This window comes from Pseudomonas sp. FBCC-B545 (assembly GCF_059134095.1).
This window is the reverse complement of record NZ_CP101441.1, coordinates 4,691,777-4,717,002: the sequence shown is the minus strand read 5'-3', so window position 1 is coordinate 4,717,002 and position 25,226 is coordinate 4,691,777. Positions and strand designations below refer to the sequence as shown.

The window sequence follows — 25,226 nt, the reverse complement described above, 5'->3', positions numbered from 1 at the left end:
TCCCACATTTAACCGTGCCCGCTTTAGGCCGCAAACGCAGGCCGAGTATTTACTGGCTCAACCTCCGGCACCGGCCCAAACAACGCTTTCTGCACCGCCTGCTGCGCCTGGAACGCCAATGCCGCACGCTCCTGTCCGGCGCAGGCAATCGGTTTGAGCACATGAATCTCCACATCGCCCTGGTCATTGGAGAACAAGCGCATCAAGTGCGAGAGCAAATCATCCTCGCCAATAAACGGTGCCAGCGGGTCGACCTGGCCGTCGCGCATATAACGGATCGCTACCGGTTGCAGCGACACATCCGCCTCAATCGCGCTGGCCAGTAAACGCCCGTGGAAGGTACGCAGGCTGCGCCCGTCGGTGGTGGTGCCTTCGGGAAACATCAGCAACGGGTGCTGTTGCTCCAGATGACGGGTCATCTGCTTGCGGATCAACTGGCTGTCGCCCGCGCCGCGGCGGATAAACAGGCTGCCAGCCTTGGCCGCCAACCAGCCTGCCACCGGCCAGGTGCGCACTTCGGCCTTGGACAGGAAAGACATCGGCGTGACCATGCCCAGCAGCGGGATATCCGTCCAGGACACGTGATTGCTCACCCACAGCATCGGTGTTTGCGGCACCTCACCGTGCACCGTCACGCGAAAGGGCAGGGCGTTGCTCAGGCGCGCCATAAAGAACCGCGACCAACGCTGGCGCCGCACCATCGAGTTGGCCACACCCAAGCGCTCGAACAGGCCAAACACACTGGCCATGCTCAAGCCCAGCGCCACCACCAGCAGCACCCGGGCGATGCGCCCGTACACACGCAGGCGGCTCATCACATGGCCGCCTTGAAGTGCCGCGCATAACGCGGGCACAACTCATCGCGCTTGAGCAGGATGAACACGTCGGCGACCTGGAAGTCTTCATCCCAGCACGGCTCGCCGCAGATCTTTGCGCCCAGGCGCATATAGGCCTTGAGCAGCGGTGGCATTTCCGCGATGACGTTGGAGGGCAGGTCCAGGGCCGGCAACGGTTTTTTCGGTTCGGCGCGCAGGTGTTCGTTGCATAGGTAACGCTCGCGCAGGCGCTGCATGATCGCGTGGGCCTGGATACCGCCGTCGTGCATCGGGATGCTCGCGCAGCCCATCAGGTAGCTGTAGCCACCCTGGTTGAGCACCTCGGCCAACTCGCCCCACAATACCGCGATGGTACCGCCGTTGCGGTAGGCCGGGTCGACGCAGGTGCGGCCGATTTCGAGGATCGGGCCCTGCAAGTGCAGCAGGCCATGCAGGCTGAATTCTTCTTCGCTGTAGAACCGGCCCAGGGTGCTCGCGGCCTGGTGGTCGAGCAGACGGGTGGTGGCGACGAGTCGACCGCTGTTCAAATCCCGCACGCCGATGTGGCTGCAGTGAACATCATAGTCATCCATGTCCAGGCCCAGTTCCGCGCCTTTCAGCTTGGCGTTGAACTCGCCGCTGAACACGTTGAACCGCAGGGCCTGGGCTTCCTGCAAAGCCTGTGCGCCCACCAGGCGTTCGGCTTGCAGACGGCGTTCATTGCCTTTGTCGCTGATGCGGGCGATCTGAGTCATAGCGAGTCTCCGAGTGCCGGCCAGGTTGTACGGCCAGTCGACTTTGTTGTCCAAAGTCAGGCTATGTAGCCTCGGTGTCATCTCCATGAAGTTACGGTGACGGTTGGATGACAGACCCCGTGTAGCAAATCTGTCATTGGCCTGCGCTAGGCTCGCGGGCTTGAATGCCCCCCCCTTGAGTTTGCGTCCATGGTCCGAGGCCTGTTGTGCGTTGCCCTACTGTTTGTCACCGTTACCGCCCGCGCCGAAACCTGGCCTGTAAAGGATTGGGCCATGGGCACACCCCTCAATGGCCCCGCTGTCGATGCACTGGACGCCTACGCTTTCCCGCCCCGTGACGACACCAGCCGCGAAGGCATTCGTACCGATGCGCTGCTGGTCATTCGTGACGGCGAAATCATCTACGAACGCTACGCCGCGCCCACCACCGCCAGCACGCCGCACCTGACCTGGTCGGTGAGCAAAAGCCTGATGGCCACCGTGCTCGGCGTGGCCTACGGTGAAAACCGCTTCAAGCTGAGCGACCCCGTTGCGCGTTTCTACTCGCCGATGAATCAGCATCCCAAGGTGACCATGGCCGACCTGCTGCACTGGGCCTCGGGCCTGGACTGGCAGGAAGACTATGAATACGCGCCGCTGAAATCCTCGGTGGTGGCGATGCTCTACACCCGAGGCCGTGGCGATATGGCCGAGTTTGCCGCCAGTACCGACGCTGCTGCTGCCCCGGGCCAGGCGTTTCGTTATTCCAGTGGCGACAGCAACATCTTGTCTGCGGCCCTCAAAGGCATGCTCGGCCACAAGGCGTATATGAGCTATCCGTGGGATGCGTTGTTCAAGCCGTTGGGCATTCGCAATGCGACATGGGAAACCGATGCCGATGAAACCTTCGTCGCTTCGTCCTATGCGTACCTCACTGCCCGGAATTTGGCGAGGGTTGGACTGCTGATGGCGCGGGAGGGGCGTTGGGGTGAGCAACAGTTGCTGCCTAAAGAATGGGTGGCCTTCAATCGCCAGCCGTTCGACAAATACAAAAGCGGCCAGGACGAAGCCGTCCCCGGCGGCCAGTGGTGGCTTAACACGGGCGCGTCCAGACCATGGCCCGATGCACCTGCCGACACCTACGCCGCATTGGGACACTGGGGCCAGGCGCTGTTTGTGCTGCCGGACGAACACTTGGTGATCGTACGTTACGGCGATGACCGCGACGGTAGCTACCGCCATAACGAACTGCTCAAGCGCGTACTGGCGGCGGTGCAGCCATGATTCGTCGTCGGCCGTTTACCAGTCTGTTTCTGCTGCTGTTGCTCGCCCTGTTGGGCTGGGTGTGGCATGAGCGCGTCAACCTGCAAGCCTTCCCCGACATCATCGCGGCGTACACCGCCAAGGAGTATTGCTCGTGCCGGTATGTGGAAAACAACCCGGCGCAGTATTGCCGTGGGTATGTGAAGCAGTACGTGCCGACCAGTGCGTTGATCGACACGCCTGAGCGCAGTGAAGTGACGGCGAGTGGGTTGGGGCGTACGCATACGGCAAGGTGGTTGGGGGAGCGGCAGGGGTGTCGCCTGAGCCCCTGACACACTGCATAAACTCCTGTAGGAGCGGGCAGTTACACATACAGGAACGGCACTTGGTTGCTGGTGTCGGACCTCGGCTGAGGCCCGTTTGAGCTACCTGAACTTCACAAGCATGGCGGCAACTACCCCCCAAGTGAATGACGTGAACATCAGCGTCATATTGACGATTAGACGTCGTTTCAGACGAGCTGGAAATGTTTCGATATCAGCAGGATTTACATCACCGGTAAGAATATAAGCCCTCGGCCACACAACCATCCCGGCGATTTTTGATATTTCCAAGAGTGACCAAATCAAGCCCCGTTTTCCCAGGCTATCTCCCCAGAGGTAAATATACCGACTGTTTTTCAAAGCCTCCTTTAATGCGTTCAGGTGACGGCGGCTCAGGTGCAAACTATGAGCAATACCGGCAACTGCGAGCAGACCTGGGGCCCCTAAAACAAAGATTGCAATCCAGGGAGGCCAACTGTCGATACTGGTCATGGTTGAGTCATTTCGTAAATTTTTTCTCCAATAGCTTCGCCAGTCATACTACCAACAGTCGTACCCATCCATGCGCCCGTCCCTACTATAGCTGCGATACATACAACACCTCCGATACCTCCAGTGGCTACGCCAATCGCAAGGCAGATCGGACCACTGGCAGAACTAGCCATCGCACCACCTGCAACGCCGAGGGCAGTAGAAAGCCCAAATTTTCCGCCTTCAGTAAACTTGACCTTCTCACAAGCTGGCCCAGATTCGCCGTTACATACCTGCTCAATAGCCATCAGCGAAGACACTCCGCTAATCCCAATCCCGATGTAACCGCCCGCCTTCATGTATTGGGTAGCACGACTCGTTGCTTCCACGTGAGCGGCATATCCCGGAATCTGCCCCGGCGCACCGGCCTTGTCCCAATGGTGCACCAAGCTGCGACTGGAAATGCCGAGCGCCGTTTTCAACTTGGGGTGATCGCCCAGGGTGGTTTGGCCACGCAGCCGAGTGGAATTCAACAGATGAGCATCCAGCTGGCTCATAAGACGCTGGCGATCCGTGAAGAACTGCGACGACTTAAGGTGGCCGTGCTGACGATAAGTTTGTTGGTGTAGACGCTCGATGGCCTGGAGGGTGTTGCGCAAGTTATTCAGGTGCGTTTCCATCACCACCGCGCTTACGCCGAGCCAGGTTGAGGTATGGCCTATGAAGCTGGCGATTTCGGCACCGTGTCGATACAGAAAGTCGGCCTCGTCCGGCGTAAGGGAATCCAGGGAGGCATCGACTTGTTGAGCGGCCTGCATCAACTGCGCTTCCTGATAAGTGCAGGAGGTGTTGTTCGGATCGCTGAGCACGACCATTGAGCCGGCTTTGAAGTGACCTGTATTGGGATTCAGCGTTTGAAACTTGCGCATTACAGCCGGGTCAAGAACTGGAAAAAGCGTGGCCTCCAAAGCCTCGCGCGTAGTGCTTTTGGGCACGATATAAAAACCTGGTTCCTGGCCCGATAGGCCGTTAAATGCAGACGGGACTGAATGGCTTGGCGGCGTGTAAGCGCTTTGAGAAGGCGCCGCCCAACTGGTAGCGGCTCGGACCGGTTCGGCTGCTTGCCTGTTGGCGCTCACAACCGAGCTACCTCTGCTGTGGTACTTGGCTGAAAACACCGAAGGCACCAATTCGGCTTTGCACGGACAGTCGCTGTAACTATCCAACGTACCGGCCATAAGCCGGCCGTGGCTGTTCATGAAGGAAATGCCACCGACGATCCTATAAGTTTGCCCATCCTTGCCACAGGTGACTCGGTCACCTTCGCACGCATGAAGAAGGCCATGGATGTTGATTCTTTTATCTCCGTCCAGCACTTCCCCGCCGCAGGTGGTCTTGTCACCCAGGCCAATGAAATAACCTACGCTCATTGTTTTTCCCTTTATCCATTAAGTTTTTTTGGCCGTACTTTCCTCCTCGTCTCGACAAGAAAACTAACGCGTGACGCATTTCAATCGAGGTAAACGAGCAAGGGAGAGTCAGTGGCAAGCCAAACTTTGGAGAGGGATTTACTTAGGGTAAAGTCGGACGTTTCCGGGTATTTAGTCGTATAAGTCTGATAGCTCAGCGACGCCCGGCGTAGTGCACTCAATGGCGCGGTGAGATCCAGCGGATGTATGAAGATCATAATGTGGGAGGGGGCTTGCTCCCGATTGCGGCGTGTCATTCACAACATCAGTGACTGAAGCAACGCGTTCGGGAGCAAGCCCCCTCCCACATTTTGATCTCCAGAGATTTTAAGAAAATGGTTGGCCTCAGGTTCCACAGGGTGGAACCACCTTTGGTTGTCCTCACGCCCACATCGCGGTTAGCTGGCGGTGTGTCGCCAACAAGAACGGGAACACCCGCCTGTGAGGAGAATCACCATGCGCCCACACCAGCACATCCTGGATTGGCTCAGCGACGTCGCCAGCGACTTGCACGCTGTGCGTCACGACATCCACGCCCATCCTGAGCTTGGCTTTGAAGAGAACCGCACCTCAGCGCTGGTCGCGCACTCCTTGCGGGAATGGGGGTATGAGGTGCATACCGGCATCGGCAAGACCGGTGTGGTCGGCGTGCTGCGTAACGGCAGCAGCTCGCGCACGCTGGGCATTCGTGCCGATATGGACGCCTTGCCCATCATCGAAAACACCGGCGCGGCCTACACCAGCCAGCACGCCGGTTGCATGCACGCCTGCGGGCATGACGGTCATACCACCATGTTGCTCGGCGCTGCCCGCTACCTGGCGGCGACGCGGCAATTCGACGGAACGCTGAATCTGATTTTCCAACCCGCCGAAGAAGGCCAGGGCGGTGCCGAGGCGATGCTGGCGGAGGGTTTGCTGGAGCGTTTTCCCTGTGATGGGTTGTTTGGCATGCACAATATGCCGGGCCTGCCGGCGGGGCATTTGGGATTAAGAGTTGGCCCGATGATGGCGTCCCAAGACTTGCTTACCGTTACCCTCGAAGGCGTCGGCGGCCATGGTTCCATGCCGCACCTCACAGTCGATCCACTGGTGGCTGCCGCCAGCATGGTCATGGCCCTGCAGACGGTAGTGGCGCGCAATATCGATACCCAGGAAGCCGCCGTGGTTACGGTCGGCGCCTTGCAGGCCGGCCAGGCAGCGAATGTGATTCCCCAGCAAGCGTTATTGCGCCTGAGCCTGCGCGCACTCAACCCCAAGGTGCGCGAGCAGATGCTCGAGCGGGTCAACGCGATCATCCAGACCCAGGCCGCCAGCTTCGGCTGCACGGTGCAGATCGAACACCGCCCGGCCTATCCGGTGCTGGTCAACCACGCCGAAGAAACCGAGTTTGCCCGCCAGGTCGGCGTGGCCTTGCTCGGCGCCGATGCCGTGGACGGCAACACCCGCACGCTGATGGGCAGCGAAGACTTCGCTTGGATGCTGCAACGCTGCCCCGGCAGCTACCTGTTTATCGGCAATGGCGTATCGCGGCCGATGGTGCATAACCCCGCCTATGACTTCAACGACGACATCCTGCTGACCGGCGCCGCCTATTGGGGCGCACTGGCCGAGAGCTGGCTCAAGCCTGCCTGACAACCGCACTTTTTCTGCCGCTGGACCCTTTCCCTTATCGGTTGAATGGAGTGTTCCTCATGCAGACTTCAAAACCTGGCGTCTCCCGCACCCGCCAAGTGGTGGCGGCCGTGATCGGCAACGCGTTGGAGTGGTACGACTTTATCGTCTATGGCTTTCTGGCCAGCATTATCGCCCGGCAATTCTTCCCCTCCGAGGATGAATACGCTTCGCTGCTGATGGCCTTGGCCACCTTTGGTGTGGGCTTTTTCATGCGCCCGGTGGGCGGCATCCTGTTGGGCATCTACTCCGACCGCAAAGGCCGCAAGGCGGCGATGCAGTTGATTATCCGGCTGATGACCGTGTCCATCGCAATGATCGCCTTTGCGCCAAACTATGCCGCCATCGGCATGGGCGCGCCGCTGCTGATCGTGGTGGCGCGCATGCTCCAGGGCTTTGCCACCGGCGGGGAATACGCCAGTGCCACCGCGTTCCTGGTGGAAAGTGCGCCGGCCCATCGCAAGGGCTTGTACGGCTCGTGGCAGTTGGTGGGGCAGTGCCTGGCGGTGTTTGGTGGGGCGGCGATGGTGGCGCTGGCGACGCACCTCTTTTCGCCTGAAACCCTCGACCTGTGGGGCTGGCGCCTGCCCTTCGTGCTGGGTTTGCTGATCGGCCCGGTGGGGTTGTGGATTCGTCGGCACATGGAAGACCCGGAAGAATTCATTGAGGCGCGCAGAAACGCCACCGGCCCGGCGCCGAGCCTGATGAATGTGTTGCGTGATCATCGTCGCAGCATCCTGGTGTCCATGGGCCTGGCCTGTGGGGCGACGGTGTCGTTCTATGTGGTGCTGGTGAACATGCCGACCTTCGCTCACAAGAACCTCGGCCTGCCGTTGGACCAGGTGCTGATGGTGCAGATGTTTGCGGTGGCGCTGATGACTGTGGTGATTCCGTTGTCCGGCCTGCTCTCGGATCGCCTGGGGCGGCGGCCGGTGCTGATGGCGTTCACGCTGGCCTTCTTCGTGATGGTCTACCCGCTGTATGTGTGGGTGGCTGCCGCGCCGTCCATCGAGCGCTTGCTGGTGATGCAGGTGATGCTGTGCACGGCCATTGGCGGGTTCTTCGGCCCGGCGCCGACGGCGTTGGCCGAGCAGTTTCCCATCGAGGTGCGCTCGACCGGCGTGTCAGTGGCCTATAACGTAGCGGTGATGGTGTTCGGTGGTTTCGCACCGCTGATCGTGACCTGGTTGAGCAAAGTGTTGGGCACACCGGTGGCACCGTCGTTCTATGTGTTGTTCGCTTGCGTGCTGACGCTGCTGGGCACTTACTGCATGCAGGAGGCACCGCGGGCGAAGAAACCGCTGGCGTTTTCAAGTGAGGTGAAGCCTTGAGTATTGTTGATTGGGATGCCACCGAACTGTCGCGGGCGATCCATGGGCGGCAGGTGTCGTGTGAAGAGGTGATGCAAGCGTACCTGGCACAGATCCAGCGTTTTAACCCCAGGGTGAATGCGCTGGTGTCGTTGCGCGACAGCGATGCCGTGCTGGCCGAGGCGAGAGCCTGTGATCGTGAGCTGGACCAGGGCCAGTCCCGCGGCTGGATGCATGGCATGCCCCAGGCGATCAAGGACCTGGCGGCGACCCAAGGCTTGCGCACCACCCTGGGCTCACCGTTGTTTGCCGAGCATGTGCCGAGTGAAGACGCCATCAGCGTGGCGCGGGTGCGGGCCAGTGGCGCGATCATCATCGGCAAGACCAACGTGCCGGAGTTCGGCCTGGGCTCCCATACCTACAACACGCTGTTCGGCACCACCGGCAATGCTTATGACCCGCGCCTGTCGGCCGGCGGCAGCAGCGGCGGGGCGGCGGTGGCCCTGGCGCTACGCATGCTGCCGGTGGCCGATGGCAGCGACATGATGGGCTCGCTGCGCAACCCGGCGGCGTTCAACAATGTGTTCGGCTTGCGCCCGTCCCAGGGGCGCGTGCCCCACGGGCCGATGCCGGAAGTGTTCGTGCAGCAGTTGGGCACCGAAGGCCCGATGGGCCGCAGCGTGACGGATGTGGCGCGGTTGTTGAGCATTCAGGCCGGTTACGACCCACGGGTGCCGTTGTCTTCCAAGGACGATCCCGCTGTGCTGGGCCAGCCGCTGCAGCGCGACTTCAAAGGCGCACGCCTGGGATGGCTGGGGGACTACAACGGTTATTTGCCGATGGAAGACGGCCTGATGAGCCTGTGCGAAACGGCCCTGGGTGACTTCGCCGAGCTTGGCTGCGAAGTAGAAAGCTGCCAGCCGGACTTTTCAATGGCGCGACTGTGGCGCTGCTGGCTGGTACACCGCCATTGGCTGGTGCACGGCAACCTCGGTGCGGCCTATGCCAACCCAAAAAAACGTGCACTGCTCAAGCCCGAAGCGCAATGGGAAGTGGAGGGCGGCCTCGGCTTGAGCGCCCAGCAGGTGTACCAGGCCTCGGTGGATCGTAGCGAGTGGTACAGAGCCCTGACCAAATTGTTCGAGCGTTACGATTTCCTGCTGCTGCCCACCGCCCAAGTGTTCCCTTTCGATGCACAACAAGCGTGGCCGTACCATGTGGCCGGGCGCGAAATGGATACCTATCACCGCTGGATGGAAGTGGTGATCGGCCCAACCCTGGCCGGCTTGCCGAGCATGAGCATCCCCGTGGGCTTCAACCCCCAAGGCCTGCCCATGGGCCTGCAAATCATCGGCCCGGCCCAGGCGGACCGCGCCGTGCTGCAATTGGCCTATGCCCATGAACAGCTGACCCAATGGGTACGACGCCGGCCGCCGGAATGTCTTGCAGCGACCGGCTGAGCCGCGACCGGGCCTGCATCTTGCTGTGAAAATGATCATCCACCGGCAACAGGGAGATCGAACATGGACACAGGCACCGTACGCTCGGTTGAGCGTGCACTGGCAATCGTCGAGTTGCTGGGTGAGCACCAGGCCCTGGGGCTGGAGGAACTGCACTACCTCACGCGCCTGCCCAAGGCCACGGTGTCGCGCATGTTGCTGACCTTGCAGGAACAGGGCTGGGTCTATCGCGGCCTGAGCGATCGGCGCTACCGCCTGCGTGCCCGGCGTTTGTTCGGCGATACCCAGCAACGCTTCAGGCGCCAGGTGGTGGAAAGCGCGGCGCCGTGGTTGGTGGAGTTGAGCGAGCGCACCGGCTTGGTGGTGGACTTGTCCTGCTTCGACGGCGAGCGCCTGGAAGTCATGGAGAGCGCGATTCCCAGTGTGTTGCGCAAGCTGTACCCGAACAACTGCCAGATCGTCGGCCAGTACGCCAGCCTGTTTCACTCGGCGATGGGAAAGGCCTGCCTGACGCAACTGCCCCGTGATGAAGTGCAACGCCTGGCGGGCCGCGACCGGGTGGCCGCCGATGAGCAATACCATGCGTGCGAGCACACCCAGCACCAGGGTTTCGGCCAGCGTACCGAGGGCTATTGGGAATACCCGGTGCGTCTGCCGTTCCTGATCCGGGCGGTAGCGTTGCCGGTGCGGGCCAATGGCCGGTTGGTGGGCAGCATGGCCTTGCATTGGCCGATGCATCAAGCGCCGGTGGAGCGGGTGTTGAACCTGCATATGGCCAGCCTTGAAGAAACGATCTGCGAAGTTCAACGGGCATTGGCCTGAACAGTCGCCGCCGGACCCATGTGGGAGGGGGCTTGCTCCCGATAGCAGGGTGTCAGCCACTGGATGAGTTGCTGATCCACCGCCATCGGGAGCAAGCCCCCCACATTGGATTTGCGCCGTTCGTGAGATTGCGCTTAATGTTCGCCCAGGTTTTTTGCCCCATGAGTCTTTATGTTCAATGTCAAACCCCTGGTCTTCGCCCTGCTGACCTGTGCCAGCGTGCCTGCCCACGCCGACTGGTACCTGGATAACGAATCCTCGCGCCTGTCTTTCGTCACCACCAAAAACACCGAGATTGCCGAGGTGCATCGCTTCCTGGTGTTGCATGGCAAGGTCGACGCCAAGGGCGCGGCGCAGTTGCAAGTGGAGATGGAGTCGATCAACAGTGGCATCCCACTGCGCGACGAGCGCATGCGCAAAGAGCTGTTCCAGATCAAGACCTTCCCCGAAGCGCAGATCAGCGCGCAGATCAATCTGCAGCCGATCAACGACCTGGCGCCCGGCGCGCAGTTGGAATTGCGCCTGCCGCTGAGCGTTACCCTGCACGGCAAGACCCAGACCTACAGCGCCGAATTGCTCGCCACGCGCCTGGATGAGCGGCGCTTCCAGGTGGTGACCCTGGAGCCGGTGGTGTTGCATGCCGAGGATTTCGACCTGGCGCCGGGCGTAGCGGCGTTGCGCAAGGCTGCCGGGCTTAAGTCGATCAGCCTGTCGGTGCCGGTGGGTGCGGTACTGATTTTCACGGCGCGCTGACATGAGCGGCGCAGTGTTCCCGTGGCGCAGCGCCAATCAGTTTGAATTGCTGATCGACGGGCCGAGTTTCTTCCCGCAGATGCTGGTGGGCATTGCTCGGGCCGAGCAGCAGGTTGACCTTGAGCTGTATCTGGTCGAAGCCGGGGCCTGTGCCGACGCCATGGTGCAGGCGCTGGTGCTGGCCGCCGAGCGCGGCGTGCAGGTGCGCTGCCTGTTTGATGATTACGGCAGCCTGGCGTTTACCCTCGGGCTGCGCAAGCGCTTGATCGATGCTGGCGTGGAGCTGCGCTTCTACAATCGCCTGAACTGGCGGCGCTGGATGCGCAACCTGTACCGCGATCACCGCAAGCTGTTGCTGATCGACCAGGGTGTCGCCGTGGTCGGCGGCACGGGCGTCACCGATGAGTTCTGGACGCCAGGGCAAGACAGCGCCGACTGGCATGAAGTGATGGTGCAGATCAGCGGCCCGCTGGTGCTGGACTGGCAGGCGCTGTTCGACCGTCAATGGCACGCCAACGCGGCGCGCCGTGAATGGAAACTGGCGACCCATTTCGGTTTGCCGCGCCTGCCCAAGGTGCCTGCGATGGGCCCCGGCCTGGGTCGTGTGGCCTATGCCGACGCCCGTCAACACCGGGATATCCTGCAATCGCTGATCCGCGCCTTGAACAGCAGCAAGGGGCGGATCTGGCTGGCGACGCCTTACTTCCTGCCGACCTGGAGCGTGCGTCGTGCCTTGCGCAAGGCGGCAGGGCGGGGCGTGGATGTGCGTTTGCTGCTCACCGGGCCACGTACCGATCACCCGTCAGTACGCTACGCCGGCCATCGTTATTACCCGCGTCTGCTGCGGGCAGGCGTGCAGATCTTTGAATACCAGCCGTGCTTTTTGCACCTGAAAATGGTGCTGGTGGATGATTGGGTGAGCATTGGTTCATGCAATTTCGATCACTGGAATTTGCGCTTCAACCTGGAAGCCAACCTCGAAGCGCTGGACCCGGGATTGACGGCGGCGGTGGTGGCCAGTTTCGAAACCGATTTTGCCCAGAGCCAGGCGGTGAGCCTGGAGGCATGGAAAGCGCGGCCGTTGTGGCGGCGGGTGAAGCAGAGGGTGTGGGGGTGGATTGATCGGTTGGTGGTCAACCTGCTCGACCGGCGCGGCTAACAAGAACAATGAGGTCAAGTGTGGGAGGGGGCTTGCTCCCGATGGCGGTGTTTCAGTTAACAGATTATTGACTGACCCACTGCTATCGGGAGCAAGCCCCCTCCCACATTTTTACTGCATTTGAGGTTTAGAGCAGTTCAAAGGTCTGTTGCTGCACATCCTGGGAATCCAGCCCGATCTGTACATTGAACTCACCCGGTTCCGCCGCGAACTTGAGCTGGGTGTTGTAGAACTTCAAGTCCTCCTCGGTGATGGTGAAGTGCAGCGTGCGTTCTTCGCCGGCCTTGAGCATGACCTTCTGGAAGTTCTTCAGCTCCTTGATCGGGCGAATCATCGAGCCGGCCACGTCCTGGATATACAACTGCACCACGGTTTCGCCATCGACCTTGCCGGTGTTCTTCACGGTGACGCTGGCGTCGAGCTTGCCGGTCTTGTTCAGGGTGGTGGACGACAGCGCCATGTCCGCCAGGCTGAACGTGGTATAGCTCAGGCCATAACCAAACGGAAACAGCGGGCCGGTGGTGTCATCGAAGTACTGCGAGGTGTAGTTGCCCGGCTTGCCTGGGGTGAATGGTCGGCCGATGGTCAGGTGGTTGTAGTAGGTGGGAATCTGCCCCACCGAACGTGGGAAGGTGATCGGCAGCTTGCCCGACGGGTTGTAGTCACCGAACAGCACGTCGGCGATGGCGTTGCCGCCTTCGGTGCCGGCGAACCAGGTTTCCAGGATCGCGTCGGCCTGCTGGCTCTCATCGAGGATCGACAGCGGACGGCCGTTCATCAGCACCAAAACCAACGGTTTGCCGGTAGCTTTCAGGGCCTTGATCAGGTCGCGCTGGCTTTGCGGGATATTCAGGTCGGTGCGGCTCGACGACTCGTGGGACATGCCACGGGACTCGCCCACCGCTGCGACGATAACGTCGGCGTTCTTCGCGGCCTTGACCGCTTCGTCAATCAGCACTTGGGCAGGGCGCGGGTCATCCACCACTTCCGGGGCATCAAAGTTGAGGAAGTTGAGGTAGTCGAGCACTGCCTTGTCGCCGGTGATATTGGCACCACGGGCATAGATCACTTTGCCTTTCTCGCCGATCAGCGCGTTCAGGCCGTCGAGCAGGGTCACCGATTGCGCAGGCCGGCCGGCAGCGGCCCAACTGCCCATCATGTCGATAGGGGCCTTGGCCAGCGGGCCGACCAGAGCGATGGTCGCGGATTTTTTCAGCGGCAGGGTTTCGTTGTGGTTTTTCAGCAACACCAGGCTACGGCGTGCGATATCCCGGGCCTCGGCGCGGTGCAGGCGGCTGTCGGCGTAGGTGTCGACCGGGTCATCCTCGGCCTTGCCGATGCGCAGGTACGGGTCCTTGAACAGGCCCATGTCGTACTTGGCGCCGAGCACTTCGCGCACGGCATTGTCGATGTCGCTCTGCTCGATCTCGCCGGACTTGAGCAGCCCGGGCAATTCCTTGCCGTACAGCGAGTCGTTCATGCTCATGTCGATGCCGGCCTTGATCGCCAGCTTGGCGGCTTCGCGCCCGTCCTTGGCCACGCCGTGCTTGATCAGCTCGAAGATCGCGCCGTGGTCGCTGACGGTCAGGCCCTTGAAGCCCCAGTCTCTGCGCAGCAGGTCGTTCATCAGCCAGGTGTTGGCGGTGGCGGGCACGCCGTTGATCGAGTTCAACGCCACCATCACGCCGCCGGAACCGGCCTTGATTGCCGCGTGGTAGGGCGGCAGGTAGTCCTGGTACATCTTGACCGGGCTCATGTCGACCACGTTGTAGTCGCGCCCGCCTTCTACCGCGCCATACAGGGCGAAGTGCTTGACGCTGGCCATCAGGCTGTCGGCATTCGCGGGGCTGGTGCCCTGGAACGCCTTGACCATGACTTCGGCAATGCGCGAGACCAGGTAGGTGTCTTCCCCGAACCCTTCGGAGGTGCGGCCCCAGCGCGGGTCGCGGGAGATATCGACCATTGGCGCAAAGGTGATGTCGAGGCTGTCGGCAGCGGCTTCCTGGGCGGCGATGCGCCCGGAGCGGCCGATGGCGTCCATGTCCCAGCTGGAAGCCAGGGCCAGGCTGATCGGGAAAATCGTGCGGTGGCCGTGGATCACGTCGTAGGCGAAGAACATCGGGATCTTCAAGCGGCTGCGCATGGCCGCGTCCTGCATCGGGCGGTTTTCCGGGCGGGTGATGGAGTTGAACGTGCCACCGATGCGGCCGGCGGCGATTTCCTGGCGGATCAGTTCCCGGGGCATTTCCGGGCCGATGCTGATCAGCCGCAATTGGCCGATCTTTTCATCCAGGGTCATTTGCTTGAGCAGGTCGCTGACGAAGGCGTCCTTGTCTTTAAGCGCAGCAGGCTTTGTTTCTGCCCATACGGGGTGGGTGGCCAGAGTGGCAACAAGGCCGAGCAAACACAGCTTCTTCATGAATATCCTTTTTCGGCTCACTGCACAGCGATAACGCTGGTCGGCCAAAATGTGGGGAGCGTCTATTGTTGTTCGGGTGTTGTTCAGATAAATGCAGCACACTCTGAACTCTTTTTCGCGCTGGGCATCTTTGTAGCTGATTGGCTCGATGCATGCCAGTGGTGGCGGATTATGCCCCAAGCGCGTCGTTTGTAGGGTTAGTCATCAAATTCCATCGAGATCGGCCAGGAGAAACATCATGCAAGCAGCACAAACTTACCGCTGGGGCTTCAAGGCTGCGGCGTTGTTACTGATCAGCACCGTGCTGAGCGGTTGCGGCATCAACAATATCCCGACCCTGGACGAACAGGCCAAGGCGGCCTGGGGTCAGGTGCAGAACCAGTACCAGCGCCGTGCCGACCTGATCCCCAACCTGGTGGAAGTGGTCAAGGGCTACGCCGCCCATGAGCAAGACACCCTGACCGCGGTGATTGAAGCGCGGGCCAAGGCCACTTCGATCCAGGTGGATGCCAGCACCCTCGACAACCCGGAAAAACTCAAGCAGTTCCAGCAAGCCCAGGATGGCCTGAGCGGTGCACTCAGCCGTTTGATGGTGGTGTCCGAGCGTTACCCGGACCTCAAGGCCAACCAGAACTTCCTGGCCCTGCAGTCCCAGCTTGAAGGCACCGAGAACCGGATCGCCGTGGCTCGTCGTGATTTCATCCAGGCCGTGCAAGCCTACAACACCGAAATCCGTACTTTCCCGGGCCGCCTGTGGCACACCGTGATGTACAGCGACCTGCCGATTCGCGCCACGTTTGAAGCCACCAGTGCCGACGCCGATAAAGCGCCGCAAGTGAAGTTCAAATAAGCCCGCGCTGAGGTGTCGATGCGTTTATTACGGATAGGCCTGGCGTTGTGGTTGTTGGCCTGCGTGGGCATGGCCCAGGCAGCGTTGACCTTCCCGGCGCTGAGCGGGCGTGTGGTGGACAGCGCGCAGATGATCGATCCGGCGGTGCGCGAGCAACTGACCCAGCAGTTGCAGGCGCTGGAGCAAACCTCGGGCGACCAGCTCGTGGTGGTCACCGTGCCTGACCTGCAGGGCGTGCCCATTGAAGACTACGGTTATCAACTGGGTCGCCAGTGGGGCATTGGCCAGAAGGGTAAGGACAACGGCGCGTTGCTGATCGTCTCCCGTGATGACCGCAAAGTGCGCATCGAAGTCGGTTACGGCCTGGAAGGTGTGCTGACGGATGCGCAATCCTGGGTGATCATCAATCAGGTGATCCTGCCCAAGTTCAAGACCGGCAACTTCAGCCAGGGCATCAGCGATGGCGTGGCCGCGATGCTGCAGGTGGTGGGCGGCGAACCCTTGGCAGTGCCGGCCCATGTGGCGGATGCGAATTTCGCCAAGGATAATCCAGGGTTCTCCATCGGTTTGTTTATCCTGCTGATCGGCGTGTTATGGCTGTGCAATCGCATGGGCCTGCCGGTGGGCGCCATCCTGCTGGCCATTCTCAGCAGCAGTGGCCGCGGCGGCGGTGGGGGAGGCGGTGGCGGCGGTTTCCGGGGCGGCGGCGGTGGCTTCGGCGGCGGCGGGGCTTCGGGGGGCTGGTAATGACAATAACGAGAAAAGAGCATCTACAACCATGGCATTACTGACTGAACACGAGCAACGCCAAGTCGCCGAAGCCATCGCCCGGGTCGAGAAAACCACCGACGCAGAGTTGGTGACCGTGCTGGCGGCGCGTGCCGATGACTACGCCTACATCCCGTTATTGTGGGCGAGCTTGATCGCGTTGGTGGTGCCGGGCGTGGTGCATTACCTGTCGGGCTACCTGACGATGTACACCCTCCTGTTGGCGCAATGGGCGACGTTCATTGTGTTGTGCCTGGTGTTCCGCTTGCCCAAGGTCACCACCCGGCTGATCCCGCGTTCGGTTCGCCATTGGCGCGCCTCGAACCTGGCGCGCCGGCAGTTCCTGGAGCAGAACCTGCACCACACCGTGGGCAGTACCGGTGTGCTGATTTTTGTCAGCGAGGCGGAGCGTTATGTGGAGATCCTGGTGGATGACGGGATTTCCCAGCGCCTGGATGACAGCAACTGGGATGCCATCGTCCAGGCGTTTACCCAGCAGGTGAAGCAGGGCCAGACCCTGGCCGGGTTTATCGCCTGTGTTGAGGCCTGTGGCGAGTTGCTCAAGGTGCATGTGCCGGTGACGCAGACGCGCAATGAGCTGCCTAATCGCCTGGTTGTACTTGAATAGCCCATCCAACTCAGTTCCAAATGTGGGAGGGGGCTTGCTCCCGATGGCAGTGCACCAGTCAATGAATCTGTTGGCTGACACACTGCAATCGGGGGCAAGCCCCCTCCCACATTTGGATCTACTGTGGCTGCTGGAACTGACCATTGGTCAAATAACTCCGTGCCGTTGAGGGTTATCCCCCCTAAAATGCCCGGCATTCTTTGCCCGAGGCGTTTTTGTTCATGTCCGTCACCGCTCAACCCGCCAACCCTGCGCCGGATCATCACGCCCAGTTCATCCAATTGCTGAGCGCAAGCCTTGCGCAAAACGCCTTTATCAAGCTGGTGCTGGCCAAGTACGTCGGTGAGGAAGCCGAGCTGCAACGGCTGATCATCAAGCCGGTCACCGTCAAAGACCAGCCGTGCCTGTCCTTCGTGTACCGCTACAAGACCCGCGACATCACCAAGAACTTCCCCGTGGCCGAGGGTGTGGCGGCGATTGCCGCACTGTTGCCGACGACATTCAAGAACGCGCACTTGCTCTCGCTGACTGACGAAGCCCAGCTGGAATACAGCAAGAAGAACAAAAGCTCGCTGTTCAAAAGCAAACCGCAACAATTGCGCGAAGCACCGTCGGCCGAGCATAACCGTGAAAAGAACCGCTTCCTCGACCTGAGCCGGCCGTTCCTCGCCGACCTCGGTGTGACCGACGCCAAGCAGGCGCTGATCCCATCGATGTCGCGTAAGTGGAAGCAGATCAACAAGTTCATTGAAGTGTTCAGCCATGCGCTGACGTCGTCGCCGTTGAAGCTTGATCAACCGGTGCGCGTTGCCGATTTCGGCTCGGGCAAGGGTTACCTGACCTTCGCCATCCATGACTATCTGCGCAATACCCTCAAGGCCGAGGGCGAGGTCACCGGCGTTGAATTGCGCGAAGACATGGTCACTCTGTGCAACGCCGCCGCCGCGCGGCTTGAGCACCCGGGGCTGGTGTTCAAATGCGGGGATGTGCGCAGCGTGGCGCCGAGTGAGCTGGACGTAATGATCGCCCTGCATGCCTGTGACATTGCCACTGATTATGCGATTCACACCGGCATCCGTTCCGGCGCGTCGATCATCATGTGCTCGCCCTGCTGCCACAAGCAGATTCGCCTGCAGATCCAGAGCCCGGCGCTGCTCAAGCCGATGCTGCAATATGGCCTGCACCTGGGCCAGCAGGCGGAGATGGTCACCGACAGCTTGCGCGCGTTGTTTCTGGAAGCCTGTGGCTATGAGACCAAGGTGTTTGAGTTCATCTCGCTGGAGCACACCAACAAGAACAAGATGATTCTTGCGGTCAAGCGTGCGCAGCCGGTGGACAACGCGCAGTTGCTGGTGAAAATCCAGGAGCTCAAGGCGTTCTACCACATCACGGAACACTGCCTGGAAACCCTGCTGCGCGGGGATGGCTACCTGGCCTGAAGTGAGCGCGGTGCCCTGTGGGAGCTGGCTTGCCTGCGATGACGATGGTGGCTGTGCCACCGCTATCGCAGGCAAGCCAGCTCCCACATTTGGAATGCGTGTGTGGTCAGAAGAACCGCGTCACGCTGATCTTCGCATCGCGGCCCTTGGTGTAGGCGCGGTCGCCGCTCAAGGCCGGGCGGAAGTTTTCGTTGAACAGGTTGTCCACGGTGAAGTTGACCTCGGTGCCTTTGAGGTACGCCTGCTGCGGGGCCCATTTGGCGAACAGGCCCTGGGTGTTGTAGCGCTTGTTGCCGTACTGGTCGAAGAACAAGTCACCCACACCGGAGCCCGGGCCACCGGAGTATTTATCACTGGGCAGGCGGTCGGTGGCACCGATGAACTGGCCCATCCAGCCCACCTGGGCATCCCAGGCGGGAATGTGGGTGCCCAAGACCAGCACCCATTTGGTCGGCGGGATATCCCGTGCTGCCACATCAGGGCCCCACGGGTTGGTGTAGGCGCCTTGGTGCTGGCCCTTGGCATAGGCGAACGACACCGAGCCAAACAGGTAGGTGGAGTTATAGATCGACTCCAGCTCGACGCCCTTGATGGTCATGCCACCGATATTGCGGTAGTTGGACATCGGCCCCGGTGGGCAAGCCGAGGAAATACTGCCGCCGTTGATGGCCTGGTTCTGGCAACCCACGCCGGTGGCCTTGAAGATTTCGTCTTCGACTTTGTTGTGGAACAGGGTGGTACGCAGTTGCAGGTTGTCGTCCTGGGCGATCAGGTTGTCGAAGCTGGTGATGTTGCCCAGGGTGATCGAGGTGATGCGTTCCGGGTCCAGGTCCACGCTGGTGGCGGTACGGCTGCCCAGGCCCTGGACTTCATATTGTTCGTCGATCACCGGCGCACGCCAGGTCTGGCTCCAGTTGGCGAACAGCCCGACGTTCGGCGTCACGGTCCAGAACAGCGCCAGGCGTGGCGACCAGCCTGTGTAGGTGCGGTCGCTGTAGTCGTGGCCAACGGCCGGGTCGGGGTTGTTGTAATAGGGCGCATCGTTGCCTTCGCCGCGGTTGCGCACATGGTCGTAGCGCAGGGACGGCGTGATCGTCACGTCGCCGATAGTCACCGCGTCCTGGATAAAGAAGCTGTTGGTGTCGACCTTGCCGTGGGGCATGAAGCCCGGCTGGAAGTGCCCGTAGTTGTAGCGCGCTGTGTTGTAGGTGGTGCCGGGCATCCACATTTCGGTTTCGCGGATGTGTTTGCGGATCTGCCCGCCGACCGTCACCGCATGCTGCAAGGGGCCGGTATCGAACAGGCTGACGTTACGGATATCGAGGTTCTTGTCGGTATAGGACGTGTCCATCTTGCGCCCGCCGGTGGCCAGCTGGAAAAACGCGGTGGCGTCACGCTCGTCGGTCTGCTCGGTGTCGGACTGGGAATACTTGATGGTCAAGTCCACCAGCGGGTTGTCCAGGGGCTGGTATTCGTACTTGCCCGACCAAGTGGTGTCGACCGTGTCACGGTGGGCCAGGAAACGCTTCAACGCACCTTCGTAGCCGTAGCGGTCGATGTTGAACTGGGTGGGCGGCGTCGGATAGCTCGCTGCGGAAAACGGCGTCCAGCGGTTGCTATGGGAGCGTGAGTACGACAGGCCGACACTGTGCTCATCGGTGAAATGCGCGTTGACCTTGAACAGCTTGCCGTCCACATCCTGGGCGCTGTTGGGCAGGCGCTGGGGGTTGATGGGGTACTGGTTGTTCTCGTTGGGCAACTTGGCGGCCACCTTCATATCGCCGCCGTCCCGTTGGGTCAGGTAGGCCAGCGCGTCGAAGCGACCATCGTCGGTACGACCATACACCGCACCGCTGTAGACCTGTTCATGGTCATTGCTGGAGTAGCCGTATTTGAGCATCGCGCCGCTGTTGCGGCCGTCCTTGAGCAGGTCCGGGGCGTCCTTGGTAATCATGTTGACCGTGCCGCCGAAGCCGCCATTGCCGGTGAACGGCGAGTTGGGGCCTTTTTCCACTTCGATGCGCTTGATCAGCTCAGGCTCGATAAATACTGTGCCTTGCTGGTAGCGCTCGAAGCCAGTCTTGGTGGCGCCGTCCACGGTCAGCGGTACGTCTTCGGCATCACCGAAACCACGGATGTTGATGGTCTGGCCGCCGGGTTTCAGCGAGCCGCCCTGGCTGACGCCGGGCAGGGTCTGCAACAGGCTCGGGATGTTATTGGACTGGTAGCGGTCGATATCGGCCTGGGTCAGGGTGGAGCGGTTGACCGTGCTGGAGTTCACTTCGTTGCCGGTGCCGATCACGCTCAACGTGTCCAGCTGGATCGCGCCGCTCTGGGTGGTCTTACCCTCATCCGGGCGCACGACATAGGTGCTGCCGACCTTGATCAGGGTGAAGTCGCCATTCTTGAGCAGGGAGCGAATTGCCGCTTCCGCTGTGTAGTGACCGTTGAGTGCCGGCGCTTGCAGGTTCTTGAGCAGGCTTTCATCGAACAGCAGCTGGATTTGCGCCTGTTGCGCCACCTGGCTCAGGGACGTGGCCAGCGGCTGGGCCGGCAGTTGCAGCTTGAACGACGCGGCCTGGGCGCTGAGGCTGAAGGCCAGGCAGGTAGCAATGAGCGTCGGTCGAAGAAACAGGTGCGAAGCGTGGCGAGGCGCGCGAAACATGAAATCCCCCGGTGCGGCTAAATAGCCAGAAAGGTGTGCGTATCAAACGCAGACAGGAGGGAGACGGGGCAGGCAAAAAAATCCACACATGCGAATGCAAGATATTCTCATGTGTGGATTGTGCAGGCTATTTGCTTGGCTCGATTCTCATAATGCCATCGGCCGACACTACGGTTTTCACCGGCAACAATGCGGGCAGGGCGTTGAGCAGGGCGTCCGGGTCATTCACGTCAAGGTTGCCCGACACCTTGAGTTGGGCGACGGCCTTATTGACCCGCATTGGTTGTTGGGGCCGATACAAACTCAATTCGTCGACCAGACCGGCGAGCTCGCGATTGCGAAACGACAAGTGCCCGCTGCGCCAATCGGCCACTTCTTCGGCGCTGAGGGTTTGCTGTTGCAAGGTGCCCTTGGCGTAGTCGTAAGCAGCGCGTTGCCGGGCGCCGAGCAGGGTGACCGGGCTTTTGCCATCCGGTTCGAACGCCACTTGGCCATGGGCAACACTGACCACCAGTTGCTGCTGGCCGCGACGCACATCAAAACGGGTGCCCACCACCCGTACGTTCGACTCGCCGGCCTGTACGTAGAGTGGGCGCTCCTTGTCGGCGGCCACTTCGATATACAGCTGGCCCTTGTCCAGGTGCAGGATGCGTTGGTGGGCGTTGAAGTCCACACGGATGCGGGTGTTGGCATTCACAAACAAGCTGCTGCCATCGGGCAGGTTTAACATGCGCATGCCCTTGGGCTGGGTGGCGATCTGGGTGTGATACAGCTCGCGGGGCGCGCCGAGAGGCGCCGCCAGCACGGCGCAGAGCAGGGCAGCGGCCACCGCCAGGGCAGGGCGCCAGAGGCTGGGCTTGCGCTGGGGCAATGGCACGGGTTTGTTCAGTTGCTGCAATTGGGCCAGGTCGGCCCACAGCTGTTCGAATTCGGCATAGGCGCGCGCGTGCGCAGGCACAGCCTGCCAAGTGGCAAAGGCTTTGCGGTCGGCGCGGCTCGCCTCGTTGCCGTTGCGTGCAAACCAGCTGGCGGCCTGGGCGTCGATGGAGTCGCTCGCTTCGATGTCCAGGGCGTCGATGTCGCTCAGGCGGTTCATTCTGGCTGCTCCGTGCCGAGGTCGGGTTGAAGGCGTCGCTTGCAATGCAGCAGGGCAAAGGCGATGTGCTTTTCTACCATGCTGGTCGAAATGCCCATACGCTCGGCGATCTGCGCCTGACTCAGGCCTTCGAAGCGGTGCAGCATAAGGGCTTCTCGCCGGCGGGGCGAGAGTTCGGCAAGGACTTCTTTCAACTGTACCAGGCGTTGCAGGCGCAGGGCGGCGGCCATGGGGTCGTGCTGCTCATCAGTGGCCGGCTCGGCATCCATTTCGGCGGGGTCAGAGTGGACGGTCTGCCGTACCTTCTGTTTGCGCCAGTGATCGCGCAGCAGGTTGCGCGCCATCTGGAACAAAAACGCCCGTGGCTGCTCGACCTTGGCCCGGTCGCGGTAGCCCAGCCATTGGGTAAAGACATCCTGGGTCATGTCCGCCGCGTCGCTGGCGTTGTCCGTGCGTTTACGCAGGAAATACAGAATATCTGCATAAAACCCACGACAGGCATCGGCCGACGACGGGTCGGGCTTGGGACGAGACATGGATATCCTTCTTGACGAAGCACGACGTGGAAAAGTCGCGAATGATATCGAGAATTATTGTCATTTGTCTCTATTTAAAGAGTTTGCTCGGCTAAATGTGGAAGAGGGCTTGCTCCCGATAGCAGAGTGTCAGCCACCACATTTATGGCTGATACACCGCTAACGGGGGCAAGCCCCCTCCCACATTTGCTTAGTGTCAGCGCAGCAATGTCTTCAACTGCTCGATCCCGGCTTCACCCAGCGGGAATACCGGCAGGCGTGGATTACCCACCTCCAACCCGGTCAAGCGCAAGCCGGCCTTGATCGTCGCCGGCAACCCACCCTTGAGAATAAATTGCAGCAGCGGCAACTGGCGGTAGAACAGCTCCCGCGCCTGGTTCAAGTCATTGGCCAGCACTGCCTGGTACAAATCCAGATTGAGTTGCGGGATCAGGTTCGGCGCTGCGGTGCACCAGCCTTTGGCACCGGCGGCGAAAGCCTCCAGGGCCAGCGGGTTGCAACCGTTGTAGAACGGCACGTCACTCTGCAGTTTCAGCTGGTGCATGCGCTGGATATCGCCGGTGCTCTCCTTGACCATGGTCACGTTGTCGACCTGCTTGAGGATGCGCAGGATCAGCTCCACCGACATGTCGGTGCCGCTGGTGGCCGGGTTGTTGTAGAGCATGATCGGTACGCCGATGCTGTCGCCAATCGCGGCGTAGTGGGCGAGGATTTCTGCTTCGCTGAGTTTCCAGTACGAGGCGGGCAGTACCATCACCACATCGGCGCCGTGGGCTTCGGCATAGCGTGCCCGGCGCACGGCCTTGGCGGTGGTCAGGTCGGACACGCTGACAATGGTCGGCACACGCTTGGCGACTTTCTTGATGCTGTAGACGCTGACTTCGTCCCACTCGGCATCGCTCAGGTAAGCGCCTTCGCCGGTGCTGCCCAAGGGCGCGATGGCGTGGACGCCGCTGTCGATCAAGCGGTCGATGGAGCGCCCGAGGGCGTCGAGGTCAATACGCTGGCCGTCGGCGCTGAACGGGGTGATGGTATAGCCGATGATGCCGTGAATAGTTGGGGTGGACATGGGGGAAACTCCGGTCAGAAAGGGGCAATCAGTTCAGGCAATCGGCATGCTTGCGCAGGTTCTGCCGGGCGTAATAGTTAAACGCGGCGCCGTGGCGCTTGGGCTTGGAGATCCAGTCATGGGCCTCGCGCCCCAACTCCGGCAGGATCGGCTTGATGGTGCCTGCGGCCATCGCCAGCAACTGCAACTTGGCCGCACGTTCGATCAACTGTGCGATGACGCAAGCCTCTTCGATGCTGGCGCCCGTGGACAACTGGCCGTGGTGCGAGAGCAAAATGGCGCGCTTGTCGCCCAGGGCCGTGGTGATGATTTCTCCTTCTTCATTGCCCACGGGCACGCCGGGCCAGGCTTGCAGGAAGGCGCAGTCTTCGTACAGTGGGCAGAGGTCCATGTGTGACACCTGCAGCGGCACTTCCAGCATCGACAGCGCGGCAATGTGCGTCGGGTGCGTATGGATGATGCAGTTTACATCCGGGCGGCCGCGGTACACCCAGGTATGAAAACGGTTGGCCGGGTTGGGAATGCCATGGCCTTCCAACACTTCAAGGTCTTCGTTGACCAGCAGCAGGTTGCTGGCGGTGATTTCGTCAAAACCCAGGCCCAGCTGCTGGGTGTAGTAGGTGCCAGGGGTGGGCCCGCGCGCGGTGATCTGCCCCGCCAGGCCGGAATCGTGACCGTGCTCGAACAGGATTCGGCAGGTCAGCGCCAGCTTTTGCCGGTCGGTCCACGTATTATCCGCCAGACTGTTTTGCATCTGGCTCAGGGCTTGCTTGACCAGTTGTTCTTTTGGGAGTGCTAATGTCTTGGCCATATCGGTGTCCTTTGGGTGGTTCAATGGACGTCGGATTTGCTGCTCGCCCGCTGCTCGCAAGGTCGTTGGGTAAATGCAAATGACACGAATGATGCTATATGACACTTTGTGTCATTGGCAAGCACGGCTCATCGCTTTCTGCAGGGATTACCGCAGCAAATGTCTATCCGTTTGAAATTATTGAGAAAAAAACTTGGCGTGACCCTGGAAGCCCTGGCTGAAAAATCCGGGATGACCAAGAGTTATCTGTCGAAAGTGGAGCGCGGGCTCAACACGCCCTCCATTGCCGCTGCGTTGAAATTGGCCAAGGCGTTGAACGTGAAGGTCGAAGAGCTGTTCAGCGAAGACAAGGTCAGCCTCGACAGCTACAGCCTGGTGCGCAGCCACGAACGGCCCGACACCTCGCCGGGTTATGCGGTGCTGGCCCATCAAGTCAGCGAGCGCAGCCTGCTGCCGTTCATCATCTACCCTCCGGCCCAGTTCACCGACAAGACCTTCAAGGAGCATTTGGGGGAGGAGTTTCTGTTCGTGCATGAAGGCCAGGTGGAAGTGGATTTCATGAACGAGCGGGTGATCCTGGAGCGTGGTGATGCCCTGCATTTCAATGCGCAGAAGCCCCACCGCCTTCGTTCGGTGGGAGAGGTGCAGGCGCAGTTGCTGGTGGTGGTGCACAGTTCGCAGGAGTAACGCTTGCC

23 protein-coding genes are annotated in these 25,226 nt (G+C 61.0%); 13 read left to right on the top strand and 10 right to left on the bottom strand.

The window, feature by feature from the left end:
* Positions 1-23 precede the first annotated feature (23 nt).
* Entirely contained in the window at positions 24-815 is a 792-nt protein-coding gene (locus tag NMB39_RS21880; protein WP_494340067.1) for a lysophospholipid acyltransferase family protein, read from the bottom strand.
* On the bottom strand, positions 815-1,570 hold the full coding sequence (gene olsB, locus NMB39_RS21875; RefSeq protein WP_003189352.1) for an L-ornithine N(alpha)-acyltransferase: 756 nt from the start codon (positions 1,568-1,570) through the stop codon (positions 815-817). Before olsB ends, NMB39_RS21880 begins: the two co-directional genes overlap by 1 nt.
* Before the next feature lie 189 nt (positions 1,571-1,759).
* Between olsB and NMB39_RS21870 the strand changes: the two genes are divergently transcribed.
* Positions 1,760-2,833 carry a serine hydrolase domain-containing protein gene (locus NMB39_RS21870; protein ID WP_494340068.1) on the top strand — a complete coding sequence of 358 codons (1,074 nt, stop codon included), beginning with the start codon at positions 1,760-1,762 and terminating at the stop codon, positions 2,831-2,833.
* Entirely contained in the window at positions 2,830-3,144 is a 315-nt protein-coding gene (locus NMB39_RS21865) for an amidase (protein ID WP_306957332.1), read from the top strand. The genes NMB39_RS21870 and NMB39_RS21865 overlap by 4 nt, the downstream gene beginning before the upstream one ends.
* Before the next feature lie 93 nt (positions 3,145-3,237).
* On the opposite strand, the gene NMB39_RS21860 is transcribed toward NMB39_RS21865, so the two are convergent.
* Together NMB39_RS21860 and NMB39_RS21855 are read right to left on the bottom strand one after the other, a co-directional pair.
* Complete coding sequence (locus NMB39_RS21860; protein ID WP_306957333.1) at positions 3,238-3,627, bottom strand: hypothetical protein; 390 nt, start codon at positions 3,625-3,627, stop codon at positions 3,238-3,240.
* Positions 3,624-5,036, bottom strand: a complete 1,413-nt coding sequence (locus NMB39_RS21855) for a PAAR domain-containing protein (RefSeq protein WP_494340069.1) — start codon at positions 5,034-5,036, stop codon at positions 3,624-3,626. Before NMB39_RS21855 ends, NMB39_RS21860 begins: the two co-directional genes overlap by 4 nt.
* Positions 5,037-5,531: 495 nt before the next feature.
* On the opposite strand from NMB39_RS21855, the gene NMB39_RS21850 reads away from it, so the two are divergent.
* From NMB39_RS21850 to NMB39_RS21825, 6 genes are all read left to right on the top strand, one after another.
* Positions 5,532-6,707: a M20 aminoacylase family protein gene (locus NMB39_RS21850; RefSeq protein WP_124411709.1), complete on the top strand. Its 1,176-nt coding sequence runs from the start codon at positions 5,532-5,534 to the stop codon at positions 6,705-6,707.
* 59 nt (positions 6,708-6,766) lie between these two features.
* The gene (locus tag NMB39_RS21845; protein WP_494340070.1) at positions 6,767-8,077 is read left to right on the top strand and encodes a citrate-proton symporter; all 1,311 of its coding nucleotides are present in this window, start codon (positions 6,767-6,769) and stop codon (positions 8,075-8,077) included.
* A complete protein-coding gene (locus NMB39_RS21840) occupies positions 8,074-9,516 on the top strand; it encodes an amidase (protein WP_494340071.1) in 1,443 nt (480 codons plus the stop codon). The genes NMB39_RS21845 and NMB39_RS21840 overlap by 4 nt, the downstream gene beginning before the upstream one ends.
* 63 nt (positions 9,517-9,579) lie before the next feature.
* Positions 9,580-10,338: a helix-turn-helix domain-containing protein gene (locus tag NMB39_RS21835; protein ID WP_057021985.1), complete on the top strand. Its 759-nt coding sequence runs from the start codon at positions 9,580-9,582 to the stop codon at positions 10,336-10,338.
* A gap of 171 nt (positions 10,339-10,509) precedes the next feature.
* A complete protein-coding gene (locus tag NMB39_RS21830) occupies positions 10,510-11,091 on the top strand; it encodes a YceI family protein (RefSeq protein ID WP_057021986.1) in 582 nt (193 codons plus the stop codon).
* A 1-nt stretch (position 11,092) separates the two neighbouring features.
* Positions 11,093-12,250, top strand: a complete 1,158-nt coding sequence (locus NMB39_RS21825) for a phospholipase D-like domain-containing protein (RefSeq protein ID WP_494340072.1) — start codon at positions 11,093-11,095, stop codon at positions 12,248-12,250.
* Positions 12,251-12,377: 127 nt separating this feature from the next.
* Here the strand turns inward: NMB39_RS21825 and bglX are convergent, their stop codons facing one another.
* Positions 12,378-14,669 carry a beta-glucosidase BglX gene (gene bglX / locus NMB39_RS21820; RefSeq protein ID WP_494340073.1) on the bottom strand — a complete coding sequence of 764 codons (2,292 nt, stop codon included), beginning with the start codon at positions 14,667-14,669 and terminating at the stop codon, positions 12,378-12,380.
* Positions 14,670-14,907: 238 nt separating this feature from the next.
* On the opposite strand from bglX, the gene NMB39_RS21815 reads away from it, so the two are divergent.
* The 4 genes from NMB39_RS21815 to NMB39_RS21800 all read left to right on the top strand — a co-directional run bounded on the left by NMB39_RS21815 (position 14,908) and on the right by NMB39_RS21800 (position 18,354).
* Positions 14,908-15,519, top strand: coding sequence for a LemA family protein (locus NMB39_RS21815; RefSeq protein WP_046071378.1), 612 nt, complete (start codon positions 14,908-14,910; stop codon positions 15,517-15,519).
* 18 nt (positions 15,520-15,537) lie between these two features.
* On the top strand, positions 15,538-16,266 hold the full coding sequence (locus tag NMB39_RS21810) for a TPM domain-containing protein (protein ID WP_494340074.1): 729 nt from the start codon (positions 15,538-15,540) through the stop codon (positions 16,264-16,266).
* 31 nt (positions 16,267-16,297) lie between these two features.
* Complete coding sequence (locus NMB39_RS21805; protein WP_043046333.1) at positions 16,298-16,915, top strand: TPM domain-containing protein; 618 nt, start codon at positions 16,298-16,300, stop codon at positions 16,913-16,915.
* 221 nt (positions 16,916-17,136) lie between these two features.
* Positions 17,137-18,354: a class I SAM-dependent methyltransferase gene (locus NMB39_RS21800; protein ID WP_494340075.1), complete on the top strand. Its 1,218-nt coding sequence runs from the start codon at positions 17,137-17,139 to the stop codon at positions 18,352-18,354.
* Between the two features lie 106 nt (positions 18,355-18,460).
* On the opposite strand, the gene NMB39_RS21795 is transcribed toward NMB39_RS21800, so the two are convergent.
* From NMB39_RS21795 to NMB39_RS21775, 5 genes are all read right to left on the bottom strand, one after another.
* Positions 18,461-21,019, bottom strand: a complete 2,559-nt coding sequence (locus tag NMB39_RS21795) for a TonB-dependent receptor (RefSeq protein ID WP_494340076.1) — start codon at positions 21,017-21,019, stop codon at positions 18,461-18,463.
* Between the two features lie 127 nt (positions 21,020-21,146).
* Complete coding sequence (locus NMB39_RS21790) at positions 21,147-22,115, bottom strand: FecR family protein (protein WP_494340077.1); 969 nt, start codon at positions 22,113-22,115, stop codon at positions 21,147-21,149.
* The gene (locus NMB39_RS21785) at positions 22,112-22,651 is read right to left on the bottom strand and encodes an RNA polymerase sigma factor (protein ID WP_494340078.1); all 540 of its coding nucleotides are present in this window, start codon (positions 22,649-22,651) and stop codon (positions 22,112-22,114) included. The genes NMB39_RS21790 and NMB39_RS21785 overlap by 4 nt, the downstream gene beginning before the upstream one ends.
* Positions 22,652-22,847: 196 nt before the next feature.
* Positions 22,848-23,720, bottom strand: a complete 873-nt coding sequence (locus tag NMB39_RS21780) for a dihydrodipicolinate synthase family protein (protein WP_494340079.1) — start codon at positions 23,718-23,720, stop codon at positions 22,848-22,850.
* A 28-nt stretch (positions 23,721-23,748) separates the two neighbouring features.
* A complete protein-coding gene (locus NMB39_RS21775) occupies positions 23,749-24,531 on the bottom strand; it encodes an aldolase (protein ID WP_057021996.1) in 783 nt (260 codons plus the stop codon).
* 159 nt (positions 24,532-24,690) lie between these two features.
* Between NMB39_RS21775 and NMB39_RS21770 the strand changes: the two genes are divergently transcribed.
* The gene (locus tag NMB39_RS21770; RefSeq protein WP_494340080.1) at positions 24,691-25,218 is read left to right on the top strand and encodes a helix-turn-helix domain-containing protein; all 528 of its coding nucleotides are present in this window, start codon (positions 24,691-24,693) and stop codon (positions 25,216-25,218) included.
* Positions 25,219-25,226: the final 8 nt, after the last annotated feature.